The 15,186-nt window shown below is 53.3% G+C and carries 8 protein-coding genes; 2 read left to right on the forward strand and 6 right to left on the reverse strand.

Features of this window, described 5'->3' with window-relative positions:
• Both gspD and F1E05_RS13345 read right to left on the reverse strand, forming a co-directional pair.
• A complete protein-coding gene (gene gspD / locus F1E05_RS13340; RefSeq protein WP_150049236.1) occupies nt 1-1,875 on the reverse strand; it encodes a type II secretion system secretin GspD in 1,875 nt (624 codons plus the stop codon).
• 21 nt (nt 1,876-1,896) lie between these two features.
• Entirely contained in the window at nt 1,897-2,412 is a 516-nt protein-coding gene (locus F1E05_RS13345) for a type II secretion system protein N (RefSeq protein WP_150049238.1), read from the reverse strand.
• A 315-nt stretch (nt 2,413-2,727) separates the two neighbouring features.
• Here F1E05_RS13345 and F1E05_RS13350 point away from each other — a divergent pair, with 315 nt between their 5' ends.
• Nucleotides 2,728-3,243, forward strand: a complete 516-nt coding sequence (locus F1E05_RS13350; protein ID WP_150049240.1) for an REP-associated tyrosine transposase — start codon at nt 2,728-2,730, stop codon at nt 3,241-3,243.
• A gap of 147 nt (nt 3,244-3,390) precedes the next feature.
• Nucleotides 3,391-4,377 carry a dihydroxyacetone kinase subunit DhaK gene (gene dhaK / locus F1E05_RS13355; protein ID WP_150049242.1) on the forward strand — a complete coding sequence of 329 codons (987 nt, stop codon included), beginning with the start codon at nt 3,391-3,393 and terminating at the stop codon, nt 4,375-4,377.
• 378 nt (nt 4,378-4,755) lie between these two features.
• Here dhaK and F1E05_RS13360 read toward each other — a convergent pair whose 3' ends face one another.
• The 4 genes from F1E05_RS13360 to F1E05_RS13375 form a co-directional block, all read right to left on the reverse strand.
• Nucleotides 4,756-10,767, reverse strand: coding sequence for a calcium-binding protein (locus F1E05_RS13360; RefSeq protein ID WP_150049244.1), 6,012 nt, complete (start codon nt 10,765-10,767; stop codon nt 4,756-4,758).
• A 654-nt stretch (nt 10,768-11,421) separates the two neighbouring features.
• Complete coding sequence (locus F1E05_RS13365) at nt 11,422-12,021, reverse strand: hypothetical protein (protein ID WP_150049246.1); 600 nt, start codon at nt 12,019-12,021, stop codon at nt 11,422-11,424.
• Nucleotides 12,022-12,084: 63 nt separating this feature from the next.
• Complete coding sequence (locus F1E05_RS13370; protein ID WP_150049248.1) at nt 12,085-13,698, reverse strand: hypothetical protein; 1,614 nt, start codon at nt 13,696-13,698, stop codon at nt 12,085-12,087.
• 18 nt (nt 13,699-13,716) lie between these two features.
• Nucleotides 13,717-14,490, reverse strand: a complete 774-nt coding sequence (locus tag F1E05_RS13375) for a hypothetical protein (RefSeq protein ID WP_150049250.1) — start codon at nt 14,488-14,490, stop codon at nt 13,717-13,719.
• Nucleotides 14,491-15,186: the final 696 nt, after the last annotated feature.

Genomic DNA, 15,186 nt, shown 5'->3' on the forward strand with positions numbered 1-15,186 from the left:
TCAAGGCTCCTGCAACTGACTTGCCGGCGGCGATTCCGGCATGGGTGGCAACAACGGTTGCGGCTCGTCGGGCAACAGCAGTAAACCGTCTCGATTGAACTCCTGCTGCTTCTCGCGCAACTCGCGATATTTGTCTTGGGTAACGCCCAACGCTTCGTGGCTGGCGCGAATGATCTGCGGGCGTAAAAACACCATCAAATTGGTCTTTTTGACCTTGGTGGTCGTGGATTGAAACAAATAACCCAACACCGGTATGTCGCCCAGCAACGGCACTTTGTCGACCACTTCATTGACGTCGTCCTTGATCAAGCCCCCCAGCACCAGCACTTTACCGTCGTCCACCAGCACCGAGGTTTCGATCTGGCGTTTGTCGAAGCGCTGGGCATCGTCGCCGACTATGCTGGAAACCTCCTGGGTAACTTTCAGTTTGACCGCGTCGCCTTCATTGATCTGCGGCAGCACGCGCAACTTGATGCCGATGTCTTGCCGCTGTACGGTGGTAAACGGATTGCTGGCGCCGGAAGTATTGGTCGTATAACTGCCGGTATTCAGCGGGATGTTTTGGCCGACGATGATGCTGGCTTCTTCGTTGTCCATGGTCACCAAGGACGGAGTCGACAATACGTTGACGTCGTTGTCGGTGGAAAAGGCGTTGATCAAGGCCTTAATTTCGCTGCCGGCCAAATAGCCCACGCTCAAGCCCTTGCCGAAAGTGCTGACGAATTGCGATAAATCCAGGGAATTGTCGCTACCTTTGCGAAACGCCGCCACCGCGTCGCCGTCGGCCTTGGTTTGCCACTCCACCCCCAATTGCTGGTTCTTGTCGTAGCTGACTTCGGCGATGATGGCCTCGATGTGCACCTGGGCTCTACGCACGTCCAGCTGCCGCACCACGCTTTTCAGCGTGCGCATCTTGTCGCGCGGCGCGGTGATAATCAAGGCATTGGCAGCCTCGTCGGCGCGAATGTCCAAATTCTTGGGCGTATTCGCGCTGGCTTGCACGGCAGCGTTTTTGTCGGTTTTCTCGCCGCCGACACTGGTCAACGTCTCGACCAAATCCTTGGCGACGGCGTAGCGCATATAAATCACTTCGGTATTGCCGTCTTTTTCCACCGGCACGTCCAAACTGGCGACCAAAGCCCGCAATTGCAGTCGGGTGTCCGCATCCCCGCCGATGATCAAACTGTTGGTGCGCTCGTCGGCCGCCAATGGCGGCGCACCGGCCGTGGTTTTACCCGCATTGGCGGCCGCCAACAAATTGTTGATGGGTTGCACCAAATCCGCCGCACCGGCATGGCGCAACGCAATCACTTCCATGCCGTGCGTATCGCGCCGGTCGATTTGCCGAATCATGGCTTCCAAGCGCGTCACATTGGCGGCGGTATCGGAAATCACCAAGGTATTGCTTTCCGGAACCGCCGCCATAAAGGCATATTGCGGCAACAAAGGCAGCAGGGTCTGCACCAACAGATTGGCGTCCAAGTGCTGAACCTGAACGATGCGGGTTTGCTGCTCGTCGCCTCGCTTAGGGCCAGATTGCAATTCCCCCGGCTCACCGTCCTGTTTTGCCGAACCGCTCGGCACGATTTTGATCACATTGCCGTTGGGGACCGCCGCATAACCGTGCACTTTCAGGATCGACAAAAACACGTCGTAAACCTGAGCGGCGCGCATCGGCGTCGAAGTCATCACGGTAATGTTGCCGGTTACGCGGGGATCGACCACGAAATTCTTGCCGGTCGCGTCGGCCACGGTTTCGATTAAGGCCTTGATATCGACGTCTTTGAAATTCAGGGAAAATTCGCCCGGCTCCGCGACGGCCCATTGCCATGCGACCAGCGCGAGCACTCCCAGCCAAACGCGAGCTTTGTTCATGATAGGGGGAAAGGCGAAAAGTTAAGGCGCGGCGGCCGGAGCCGGCGCGGGAAAGGCTAACGACTCCAAACGTTGCCGGTTGCGCACCACAATGCGTTTTGCGTCCACCCGCTCCAATACAACATCTTCAGGCAGCCTGTCGCCGACCCGGTAACGCCGTTGCGCACCGTCGTTGTGTTGAACAATGGCATACCGCCTGTCGCTTAGCGCGGACACCATAAAGGTGCCGAGCAACTTGAGCTGCAAATCGGATTCCACCGGTTGTTCCGCCGCGCCCGGCGTCTCGTCATTTTGTCCGCCGAATAAATTCCACGCCGCAATCCGTCGGTAATCCGGAGCGGCGGGCCGCTCGTCCGTGGACGGTGTTACAGCCGCAACCGGTTCTTGCGCCTTCAAGCTTGGCCAATGCCATAGCGAATAAAGCAAAATCCCCAGCGCGCACAAACCGGACAGCGGCGCGCTCCCACATTGAAGATTGCGAAAACGGGGAGAAAGCCGAGCTTTCTCGGAGACAGAAATCAACCGCAGGCTAAACATGCGGCGATTATGCTAATTCAATATGACCGGATTATGACGTTAGCGCGAGTAACCCCGGCGTGATCCAGCCGCAGCCACCCGATAGCAAGCGTTCGCGGCCAATCCAGGACTACGGCGTTTTGTCGTATTTTCTTCAGCCCGAACACGACCATCAGCCGGCTTTTGTTGACCGACGCCGACAGAATTGTTGACATGCGTTCCGTACGGTTCCTTACCTCGCCGCACGCTACGAGCTGACAGGACAGATCATCGTCCCCACGCTCCGCGTGGGGACGCAGCTCCGGACGCTCGGCGTCCTTATGAATAAAGCAACTCATGGGAAAAAGCCGCTACCTCATCGCCGAAGCCGACAAACCCCATTTCATGACCTGCACCGTCGTCGAATGGCTGGCCGTGTTTACCCGCCCGGAAACCGTGCAAATCGTCCTCGACAGTTGGCAATACCAACGCCAACATACAGGTTTAAAACTCTACGGCTACGTAATTCTGGAAAACCATCTGCACTTTATCGCTCAGGCCCCGGAACTGGACCAATGCCTTGCCGGCTTCAAAGCTTATACCGCCCGCCGGATTATCGACCACCTCCAGCAGCAAAAAGCCGAGCGCTTGCTGCAACGCCTGCACTTCGCCAAAGCCGCGCATATACGGGACTGGCAGGAAGGCATACATGCGGAAATGATTTTGAACGAAGCGATGATGCGGCAGAAGCCGGACTACATCCACGCCAACCCGGTCAAACGCGGTTATGTGAATTTACCGCAGCATTGGCGTTATTCCAGTGCCGCCAACTATGAAGGCTTGAAAGGGTTGATGGAGATAGACGTTTGGTGATGGACGCTGGAGCGTCCGGGGGCTGCATTCCCACGCGGAGCGTGGGAACGCTTTATCTGGCGCAACTCGATTATTCGCCCACCTGGATCATGCGCGACATAGAAGAACTCACCACTGCCTTACAACAACTATAAACCGGAGGTAAGCATGAAAAAATTCCTCGACAGCCCGGCGACCCTGCTGGACACCAGCTTACGCGGCTTCGCCAAAGCCCATGCCGACATCGTCGATTTACATACCGAACCGAACTATGTGTGCCGCAAACAAAACAAACCCGGCAAGGTTGCCTTGATTTCCGGCGGCGGCTCCGGCCACGAACCCCTGCACAGCGGTTTTGTCGGCTACGGCATGCTGGACGCCGCCTGCCCCGGCCAAATATTCACCTCGCCCACCCCGGATCAAATGCTGGCTGCCGCTCAAATGGTCAATACCGGCGCAGGCGTACTGTTCATCGTCAAGAACTACGCCGGCGACGTGATGAATTTCGAAATGGCGGCCGAAATGCTGGATTGTCCCAACGCCACGGTAGTGGTCAACGACGACATTTCCCTACCGAAAAACCACAGCATCGGCAGGCGTGGCGTAGCCGGCACCACCATCGTCGAAAAAATCGTCGGTGCCGGCGCCGAAGCCGGCCTGGATTTGGCCGCCTGCCAAGCGCTGGGCGAACGCGTGGTCGGAAACACCGCATCGATGGGCGTCGCACTCACCAGCTGCACCGTGCCGGCGCTAGGCCATCCGACGTTCGCCATCGCGGACGACGAAATGGAAATCGGCGTCGGCATTCACGGCGAGCGCGGCCGGGAAACCGGTAAAATCGCGCCGGCAACCGAAATCGTCGCCCAAGTCGCCGGCCACATTATCGACGAACTCGCCCCCAGCGCCGGACAATCCATCCTGCTGCACGTCAACGGTTTCGGCGGAACGCCGTTGGTCGAACTGCATTTGCTATACGAACTGGCCTGGCAATTTTTGAGCGGACGCGGCTTGCACGTGCAGCGTTCACTAGTCGGGAATTTCACTACCTCGCTGGACATGGCCGGATGTTCGCTCACCGTCACGCTATTGGACGACGAATTGCGGCAACTTTGGGACGCGCCGGTCAACACCGCCGCCTTGCGCTGGGGATGTTAAACGGGGGAATGCCCGGCAATGCAAATTAGCTAGCGCCGGCAATACCGTTACAAACGACGTCACGAAATTGAAAGAATGCCATTTATAAAACGCTGTCGGCATTTAAGTCGCTATCGCGACAGTTGAATTTAACGGCTGTCCCTGTCCCGTAACGACAGGTTGTAGGGATAACGCCGCCATACGTCGCATCCAGCCTATGAGTCTTGGACGGCAAAGCGCGGTTCATTGGCGGCCAGCGTTGAAGTTAAGAGCGTTTCGCTTATAAAGCGCCCCCGGATAATCCGGGGGCATTGACTCCGACAACAGTGGCGCCTTCACCGCGAAAACGGAAACAATTGGCTAAAACCCAGCGTTCCGCTACGGTTCATCAGCAGTTATTTACACCACGACAATATCGGCCGCCGTAATAGACGGCGCCCCGACCAGCGTGACGATTTCTTGAGCCTCCTCAGCGCCATTACCGTCCGCGTCGTAATACAAAGTACCCGTGGCGGTATCGTATAAAACGAAGTCGTTTTCGTCCGATGCAGTGACACCGTCTCCCTTGATAAACAGCTCATCCGACAACACACCTGTCGTACTCAGTTGACTCAAAAGCGTATGGTCTAACTCTATAATGTCGTTCGATGGTAAAAAGTCGGCAATGATATCGGCATTGATGGACCCAAAACTCGAAAACTGAAAAATGTCGGAACCGCCGCCGCCAAAAAGCCTATCGTTACCAAGTTCACCCGATATAGTGTCATCGCCTAGGCCGCCGAAGATTCGATCATTTCCGCTTCCACCCATTAGCTGATCATTTCCGAGACCGCCATCAATCAAATCGTTTCCGTCCATTCCGGAAACGAAATCATCGCCAGCCAGCCCACTGATTGACTCGCTAGCGGAAGTCCCGAGCACATGCTCGCCGACATCCGTACCGCTCAATTGGCTTAAAATGCCGGAAAGGATGGTAGCTTGACTCCATTTGCTGCCGTCGGCAAATTGGATTTCTTCGATGTAACGGTCGCTGCTGACGAACCAATCCTTCACGGTGACCTGGTCGGCGTCGTTGAGTTTGAACACCAGGTCGTTGCCGACCCGTATCCGCGCCACGTCCGCCGGATGGATGCCGGCGCCGAATTGCAGAACGTCTTTGTTGCCGTAATTAGCTACGAAGTATGCGTCGTTGCTGCCGTATTCGATGAGGGTGTCTTTGCCGTCGCCCACATTAAATTGATAGGTTTGGCCTGACCACGTGGCATAACTACCGCCGCTGCCGGTCAGCACGTCGTCCCCGGTGCCGCCGACCAGGACGCCCTGGCCGGTGATGCTGTCGTTGCCGGCGCCGCCGTAGAAGGTATTCCAACCGGAAGTGTCGTTCAGCGTGTCGTCGCCGTCGTTACCGTTCAGGGTGTCGTTGCCATCACCTCCTTTGAGGCTATCGTTACCCAAGCCGCCGCTGATGGTGTCTACGCCGGCCCAACCGGTCAAATTGTCGTTGCCGTCGCCGCCGTTCAGGATGGTCGGCAGGCTTTGCAAGGTCGCGACCGTCCATTTGCTGCCGTCGGCAAATTGGATTTCTTCGATGTAACGGTCGCTGCTGACGAACCAATCCTTCACGGTGACCTGGTCGGCGTCGTTGAGTTTGAACACCAGGTCGTTGCCGACCCGTATCCGCGCCACGTCCGCCGGATGGATGCCGGCGCCGAATTGCAGAACGTCTTTGTTGCCGTAATTGGCTACGAAGTATGCGTCGTTGCTGCCGTATTCGATGAGGGTGTCTTTGCCGTCGCCCACATTAAATTGATAGGTTTGGCCCGACCACGTGGCATAACTACCGCCGCTGCCGGTCAGCACGTCGTCCCCGGTGCCGCCGACCAGTACACCCTGGCCGGTGATGCTGTCGTTGCCGGCGCCGCCGTAGAAGGTATTCCAACCGGAAGTGTCGTTCAGCGTGTCGTCGCCGTCGTTACCGTTCAGGGTGTCGTTGCCATCACCTCCTTTGAGGCTATCGTTACCCAAGCCGCCGCTGATGGTGTCTACGCCGGCCCAACCGGTCAAATTGTCGTTGCCGTCGCCGCCGTTCAGGATGGTCGGCAGGCTTTGCAAGGTCGCAACCGTCCATTTGCTGCCGTCGGCAAATTGGATTTCTTCGATGTAACGGTCGCTGCTGACGAACCAATCCTTCACGGTGACCTGGTCGGCGTCGTTGAGTTTGAACACCAGGTCGTTGCCGACCCGTATCCGCGCCACGTCCGCCGGATGGATGCCGGCGCCGAATTGCAGAACGTCTTTGTTGCCGTAATTGGCTACGAAGTATGCGTCGTTGCTGCCGTATTCGATGAGGGTGTCTTTGCCGTCGCCCACATTAAATTGATAGGTTTGGCCCGACCACGTGGCATAACTACCGCCGCTGCCGGTCAGCACGTCGTCCCCGGTGCCGCCGACCAGTACACCCTGGCCGGTGATGCTGTCGTTGCCGGCGCCGCCGTAGAAGGTATTCCAACCGGAAGTGTCGTTCAGCGTGTCGTCGCCGTCGTTACCGTTCAGGGTGTCGTTGCCATCACCTCCTTTGAGGCTATCGTTACCCAAGCCGCCGCTGATGGTGTCTACGCCGGCCCAACCGGTCAAATTGTCGTTGCCGTCGCCGCCGTTCAGGATGGTCGGCAGGCTTTGCAAGGTCGCGACCGTCCATTTGCTGCCGTCGGCAAATTGGATTTCTTCGATGTAACGGTCGCTGCTGACGAACCAATCCTTCACGGTGACCTGGTCGGCGTCGTTGAGTTTGAACACCAGGTCGTTACCCACCCGAATCCGCGCCACGTCCGCCGGATGGATGCCGGCGCCGAATTGCAGAACGTCTTTGTTGCCGTAATTGGCTACGAAGTATGCGTCGTTGCTGCCGTATTCGATGAGGGTGTCTTTGCCGTCGCCCACATTAAATTGATAGGTTTGGCCCGACCACGTGGCATAACTACCGCCGCTGCCGGTCAGCACGTCGTCCCCGGTGCCGCCGACCAGTACACCCTGGCCGGTGATGCTGTCGTTGCCGGCGCCGCCGTAGAAGGTATTCCAACCGGAAGTGTCGTTCAGCGTGTCGTCGCCGTCGTTACCGTTCAGGGTGTCGTTGCCATCACCTCCTTTGAGGCTATCGTTACCCAAGCCGCCGCTGATGGTGTCTACGCCGGCCCAACCGGTCAAACTGTCGTTGCCGTCGCCGCCGTTCAGGATCGTCGACAGGCTTTGCAAGGTCGCAACCGTCCATTTGCTGCCGTCGGCAAATTGGATTTCTTCGATGTAACGGTCGCTGCTGACGAACCAATCCTTCACGGTGACCTGGTCGGCGTCGTTGAGTTTGAACACCAGGTCGTTACCCACCCGAATCCGCGCCACGTCCGCCGGATGGATGCCGGCGCCGAATTGCAGAACGTCTTTGTTGCCGTAATTGGCTACGAAGTATGCGTCGTTGCTGCCGTATTCGATGAGGGTGTCTTTGCCGTCGCCCACATTAAATTGATAGGTTTGGCCTGACCACGTGGCATAACTACCGCCGCTGCCGGTCAGCACGTCGTCCCCGGTGCCGCCGACCAGGACGCCCTGGCCGGTGATGCTGTCGTTGCCGGCGCCGCCGTAGAAGGTATTCCAACCGGAAGTGTCGTTCAGCGTGTCGTCGCCGTCGTTGCCGTTCAGGGTGTCGTTGCCATCACCTCCTTTGAGGCTATCGTTACCCAAGCCGCCGCTGATGGTGTCTACGCCGACCCAGCCGGTCAAACTGTCGTTGCCGTCGCCGCCGTTCAGGATGGTCGACAGGCTTTGCAAGGTCGCAACCGTCCATTTGCTGCCGTCGGCAAATTGGATTTCTTCGATGTAACGGTCGCTGCTGACGAACCAATCCTTCACCGTGACTTGGTCGGCGTCGTTGAGTTTGAACACCAGGTCGTTGCCGACCCGTATCCGCGCCACGTCCGCCGGATGGATGCCGGCGCCGAATTGCAGAACGTCTTTGTTGCCGTAATTGGCTACGAAGTATGCGTCGTTGCTGCCGTATTCGATGAGGGTGTCTTTGCCGTCGCCCACATTAAATTGATAGGTTTGGCCCGACCACGTGGCATAACTACCGCCGCTGCCGGTCAGCACGTCGTCCCCGGTGCCGCCGACCAGGACGCCCTGGCCGGTGATGCTGTCGTTGCCGGCGCCGCCGTAGAAGGTATTCCAACCGGAAGTGTCGTTCAGCGTGTCGTCGCCGTCGTTACCGTTCAGGGTGTCGTTGCCATCACCTCCTTTGAGGCTATCGTTACCCAAGCCGCCGCTGATGGTGTCTACGCCGGCCCAACCGGTCAAATTGTCGTTGCCGTCGCCGCCGTTCAGGATGGTCGGCAGGCTTTGCAAGGTCGCGACCGTCCATTTGCTGCCGTCGGCAAATTGGATTTCTTCGATGTAACGGTCGCTGCTGACGAACCAATCCTTCACCGTGACTTGGTCGGCGTCGTTGAGTTTGAACACCAGGTCGTTGCCGACCCGTATCCGCGCCACGTCCGCCGGATGGATGCCGGCGCCGAATTGCAGAACGTCTTTGTTGCCGTAATTGGCTACGAAGTATGCGTCGTTGCTGCCGTATTCGATGAGGGTGTCTTTGCCGTCGCCCACATTAAATTGATAGGTTTGGCCTGACCACGTGGCATAACTACCGCCGCTGCCGGTCAGCACGTCGTCCCCGGTGCCGCCGACCAGTACACCCTGGCCGGTGATGCTGTCGTTGCCGGCGCCACCATAGAGCGTATTCCAACCGGCGGTATCGATTAGGGTATCGTCGCCGTCGTCCCCCCGTAATTCATCGTCGCCATCGTCTCCGTATAAGATGTCATCGCCAGCAGCTCCGCGAAGCTTGTCATTACCGTTACCTCCATGCAATTCATCCTGAGCACTTAACCCAATTAACAAATCGTTTTCGATAGTGCCAATCCGAAATCCCAGGTCCGTCATTAAGCCGATCAAATCAAAATCGCTAGGAAAATCACTTTCCAAGTCTATTAGCAATTGAGCGCCATCCCATCCAACAGGATTGAAGTCTTTGCCAAAATATTTTTGTAGCTCCAATAAATCACCAGCGACTTTACTTGGCTCGGATGCAATATATGATTTGAATAAGGCATTCATAGCCGAAAAATTCAGACCTATACCGTTTTCATCAATGTGTAACGTTATCTTTTCTAAATATGGCTTCAGTCGGGTTTGCGCAATAAGCGCAATGTATACAGAATCGCTCAGTTCTGAATAAGCTTGATTGAGCAAATCCAGAGCACCGGGCGCGAGCACAACATGCACCGTCGTACCGTCGTCAGCGACGGGGCGAAATGTACGGCCGTTAAAAGTTTCTAGAATATCGAGTTTATTAACCCAACCTTTAAAATCACTAGAACCGACGACACCGGCTCCCTGGACTGTAATTTGCGTACTAGCTGAATACATTCCCGTGTACGTCGTAGGCGGTGGGGCCGAGCCACCTCCGGATCCTGAATACATTGGTCCAGTTGCATAAGGCGAATAACCGTTAAATGTCGTTAGCAATGTGCCGGTATCGGCCCAGGCTTTGATGATCTTAGGCAATAACTCCAATTGTCCAGAGCGATCCGCCGTCGTGAAATCCGTCAACAACTGTTTTAGTTGCGGCGACAGGGTTGCTGCTTCACGCAGATCCCGCACCGCGCCGCTACCTTGCATATCCGGCAGATAAGACACCGAACTAGTATCTAACTTATCGGTGAATTCGCGGTGGAAAGTATCCTGTATGAGGTTGACATCTCCCAAGTTGCCACTGACCTCGCCCAGAGTTCCGCTGCTGCCATCGGTTTTAACGAAGGTGCCAAGATCGGCTACTTGGTTTCCATTGGCTAAGGTTTGATTGTGCTCAGTGCTTTGAACATTAACAGCCGCTATGCCCAAGCCGCTTAGCGAAAACAACTCGTTGCCTTGACTGACACCGTCTTGATTCAAATCCCGCCAAACGCGCAAGTCGGCAAAGCGGGCATCATTAGCGTCGACCACACCGTCGGCGTTGCTATCCAGATCGCTTAGCGCATCAAATCCGTCGGAGGCCAGTTGCCCATTACTTTTTAAATAGGCGTCGCCGAATAATTCGCGGCCGTTATCTATGGTACCGTTGCCATTTTTGTCTAATACCAGAAATCCATCATTCGCACCCACCCAGCCGGTGGAGGTTTTTATTCCGTCGGCGTCGTGGTCGAAGTAAACGGGGTTGGCGGTGTCGATGCCGGTGGTTTCCAGGCCATCGCCGTCCAAATCTAACGTTAAAGGATCGCGGCGAGGTTGGACGGTGGTGGCGGCGGTGAACTCATCGGCAGCGGCATCATTTATAATAAACTTGCCTAAATTACTGAGTCCATCCATTGGATTTATAAGGTTTCTTGATACGAAATCGATGAGTTTTGCTCCCCATTCGAATTGTTCTGACAAAGAACTACCAACATAAGATCCAAAGCCTGTCGCAAGAGCAACCACACCAGCGATGACGCCAGCAGGCGCGGCAGCAGGAATTATTGCAATAGCAACCGCTCCCAAAATCATCCCTCCAAGCATTCCGGCAGCATCATCGATCACACCGGTATTATCGCCTTGCGCTAGTTTGACGATAATTTGCGTAGCATCTAAAAATGCCCCGCCTGCTTCTCCAATAATTTTTAAAGTCTTACCATCTATTAGGCTTGTTTCAAGCGTCGAAGCTGTTTGAATCGCGTCTTGACTGAGTCCTTTTAGCCAATTGACGACTTGTGTTTGCTGCAATGCAGTCTCAGTCAGCATTTTAGCGGCTTTGCTGTCTTGTCCTATTTCAGTCACGGCCTTCTGTAAATACGCCTGTGCCAAAGCCTGATTACGTTCGATTTGATCGGTCAATCGGACTATTGTCGCTTCTATTTTTTCATATTCGGTTAAGTTTCGCGTAACTAGCTGCGATCCAAACTCTTCAAGGTCTTTAGCAATAAAGCCTGCAGCGTTTAGTGCATATTCCGTAAATAAACTTTGATCATTTTCCATGGAAACCTCTTATTTATTGGAGAAAAAATTAATGTGTTGATAAATTAAAATCCATAAGCTTAATGGAGGCATAGCAAAGGCAGAAAAACTAAAGAAATATCCACCATATATTGTATGCATAAAAATTCTTGCCGTTTTGGTTTTTGAATTAGCGGATACAGGCCCACCCCATACAAATATGAAGACATAAGCTATCAATAATATTGACGCACAAAACAACCAACTCATAACTAATTTCTTAAAAGAAGTTTTAGGATCTTGGTCGTAAGGTATAAATGGTGACGTTACGATTAATGCCAGCGCAACAGGCGGTGTGGTGATGGTCATATACAACCAGATAATTCTCATTACATTCGGAAAATCGGATTTTTTAGCCGCAACGTCTATGGTAGGAAAGATTTCAACTATTCGATTGCATAAATCACATTGGGATGAATCCATCCCGTATTCGTAGGTTATATAGCTTATAAGAAGACCTAAACAAAACCATGCACCAAGCAACCATGATATGAATAAGTTATAGAAACTGGTATTGCTAGTTGAATAATTTTGTATCTGTCGATCAGCAATTTTTTTCCTCAGCCAGCGGGCAAAAATTCTTTCAATCATAAATTGATCCCATAAATAAATGAGCTGCACCAGATCTTGTATTAATACATTTTGTTGGATTTTTCATGCCGCCATACCCCATGTTCTATCATTTGCCGCCGCTCCAGCCGGCACGGCATTGAAAGTGCGGTCGTTGAAGTGTTCCAGGATGGTCAGTTTGTCGGCCAGGGTGCTGGTGTCGCTCCAGGCTTTGATGATCGGCTCCAGCAAGACGCATTGGCCTGTGCGGTCGGCGGCGGCAAAGTCGGTCAACAGTTGCGCCAAAGCCGGCGACAGGGTGGCGGCTTCGCGCAGTCTGCGCACTTGGCCGGCGTATTGCACGTCGGGCAGAGTTTCGAAGCCGGTGGTGTCCAGCGTATCGGCAAATAGGCTGTGGAAGGTATCCTGCACCAGGTTGACATCTCCCAAGTTGCCACTGACCTCGCCCAGAGTTCCGCTGCTGCCATCGGTTTTAACGAAGGTGCCAAGATCGGCTACTTGGTTTCCATTGGCTAAGGTTTGATTGTGCTCAGTGCTTTGAACATTAACAGCCGCTATGCCCAAGCCGCTTAGCGAAAACAACTCGTTGCCTTGGCTGACACCGTCTTGATTCAAATCCCGCCAAACGCGCAAGTCGGCAAAGCGGGCATCATTAGCGTCGACCACACCGTCGGCGTTGCTATCCAGATCGCTTAGCGCATCAAATCCGTCGGAGGCCAGTTGCCCATTACTTTTTAAATAGGCGTCGCCGAATAATTCGCGGCCGTTATCTATGGTACCGTTGCCATTTTTGTCTAATACCAGAAATCCATCATTCGCACCCACCCAGCCGGTGGAGGTTTTTATTCCGTCGGCGTCGTGGTCGAAGTAAACGGGGTTGGCGGTGTCGATGCCGGTGGTTTCCAGGCCATCGCCGTCCAAATCTAACGTTAAAGGATCGCGGCGAGGTTGGATAACGGTGGCTGTGATGAATAAGGATGAAACCAATAAACTAACGGGTAACTTTAAGATTTCTGGATGATCAAATAAAAACAAAAACTCTTTATTTTGTATATCTCTAAAGTAATCGCCAACACCTTCGCCGAATCGACCGATCATGGCGGTAACGAATTCACCGGAAGCCATAAATCCTTGTTTCGAGACGTCATAGAGCGCCTCTGTCATGGCGTTTCCGATCAGCGCCGCCGCCTCACCTTGGGTCAGGTTATTATGGGATTCGCTAGTGGTTAACCGGTCCAATTCCATACCCAAAAACGGGATACCCCAAGTGCCGTCGAAGACATCGCCGGGTACGGCTTTAGCCCAGGCTCCGTCGAACGCGATACTGGCGCTCAATTGATTATCTCGTAACGCTTGTTCATAGCTGTTGAGAATAAACTGGGTATCGGGAAGGTAACCTCTCTCAACTTGTGTCAGATAATTGTCCAAATGATCATGCGCGACAGCGTCGAATTTAGTCTCGTAGGCACCCGGTTCGTTATAATCCCACCAGTGCTGCACCAGTTTTTGAAAAAAATAATCGGCGGCATCTCCGCCCCGGCCAAGCACGCCGGCTGCGTTGTCCGCGTAACGGTCGCCGCCGCGCGCCAAGGCATCCCAGGCCGAGGCATATTGGCCTTGATCGAAATAGGCTCTGGCTTCGGCCACAGCTGCTTGCGGAAGGGTACTTGGGATTAATACGGAAGATTCGATGGTCATGAAAAAACTCCTTTTGTCTTAAATTTGTGGTTGGTTTTTGGATTCAGCAGAAATGAAACTGTCGAGCAAGGCTTTGATTTTTTGGTCTATTTCGCGCCATTGCGATAAATAAGCTAGCGAGAAAGCGTAATCGAGCTGAAATTGTCCTCGGTAAATCGTAGTGACTTTACAAGAGGGCGATGGCGCGGGTTCTGGGTCCAGTTCGGGATTTTCGCATCTCATTTCTGTTAAATCTCGAACCGGCTTGTCGTGGCTTAGATAGATATCCTTCATATCGCTCTTAGGATCGCGATAATGAAACATGCCCGGCACCAGCGGATGTTCCGGCAATTTGATCAAACGTTTATAAGCGCCATCAAAGTAATACGGCCAGTTAACTCGGTAATGCGTCATCATGATCATGACTTTTCTGCTCCAGCCGGGTGTTTTAAATTCGTTCGCCGTTTTTTCGTTATACATCTCCATATCTGGCAACAATGCCTTGATGCGGATCGCATCGATGGTTTCCCGTTCGGTTTGCGGCGGCTCCCAGCCTTTGTCGAAGCGGCCTTCCAAGGGGTGGTAAAGCAGCGGCACGTCGAAATCGACATTTTCCACCCGGACAGCGTAGTGCCGGTTCCTAGCCTGCTCCATATTTAGTAATTCTTCGCCACATCCCGCTAATAATAAGCACAAACATGCGACGCAGATCATTGTTCTTCGAAACCCGATTACATACACGGACAGGATGCTATTGATACCAGTATAAATATAACTAGTGTTACTCGATAATTTTAATATAAAGTCGCCCATAATTTTCTAAATTTTAATCGTAAATATCTTATTTTACGTATGAATAAAAAATCTTACTTGGCCAATCCATAGCACTGCTTACCGATATATTTAGTTAATTATCCGTTTAATATATTTAGTCAAGTCGATTAATCGCTAAGCGCTTTGCAAAAAGTTCGCATGTATTGTTTTCAGTCAAGGTTTGTGTCTATCAGCGATAGAGAGCAAAAATACCTATTGATTTGTTGATAGACGTTTATTCGGTCACGGCTTTTAGCTCATCTCGTTATACACAAGTCACCAAGACCAAAGGAATCAAGGCTTCATCAATCGGTAAAATCCGATTGAGTCCGCCGCAAGCCAACACAAGATCAATGGCTTGGGATTGGTTTAGTTCTTGTAGTGCCGACTTGTGTATAAGGCTATGCTTTTAGCTACTCGAACAATGCGTCTCCTAACGTCGGCAGCAGCCTATAAGCGCACCTTATCGGGTTGACATCAATACGTTTTAAATCGGCTTCCGGGATCTTTTCGTTTACAAAACTCATCTTGTTATCCTGTTGCGTGTTGTGAAATCGATTGTGACCATTGGGATCGGTTTTCGGTCTTTTGTATGTTCGGGCCATGCCGGTTGAATTCTACGGCTTTTAATTTTTAATTCTGCCAGTTAGAGCATGATTTAGGCCACTAGGCTAAGCGCCTATCAATCATTGGCTT

It is taken from the genome of Methylomonas rhizoryzae (assembly GCF_008632455.1).
GTDB classification, from domain to species: Bacteria; Pseudomonadota; Gammaproteobacteria; order Methylococcales; family Methylomonadaceae; genus Methylomonas; species Methylomonas rhizoryzae.

Excerpts from the sequence above, each read along its gene's own strand:
- gspD (WP_150049236.1), bottom strand. The coding sequence starts at position 1,875 with ATGAACAAAGCTCGCGTTTGGCTGGGAGTGCTCGCGCTGGTCGCATGG.
- F1E05_RS13345 (WP_150049238.1), bottom strand. The coding sequence starts at position 2,412 with ATGTTTAGCCTGCGGTTGATTTCTGTCTCCGAGAAAGCTCGGCTTTCT.
- F1E05_RS13350 (WP_150049240.1), top strand. The coding sequence starts at position 2,728 with ATGGGAAAAAGCCGCTACCTCATCGCCGAAGCCGACAAACCCCATTTC.
- dhaK (WP_150049242.1), top strand. The coding sequence starts at position 3,391 with ATGAAAAAATTCCTCGACAGCCCGGCGACCCTGCTGGACACCAGCTTA.
- F1E05_RS13360 (WP_150049244.1), bottom strand. The coding sequence starts at position 10,767 with ATGGATGGACTCAGTAATTTAGGCAAGTTTATTATAAATGATGCCGCT.
- F1E05_RS13365 (WP_150049246.1), bottom strand. The coding sequence starts at position 12,021 with ATGATTGAAAGAATTTTTGCCCGCTGGCTGAGGAAAAAAATTGCTGAT.
- F1E05_RS13370 (WP_150049248.1), bottom strand. The coding sequence starts at position 13,698 with ATGACCATCGAATCTTCCGTATTAATCCCAAGTACCCTTCCGCAAGCA.
- F1E05_RS13375 (WP_150049250.1), bottom strand. The coding sequence starts at position 14,490 with ATGGGCGACTTTATATTAAAATTATCGAGTAACACTAGTTATATTTAT.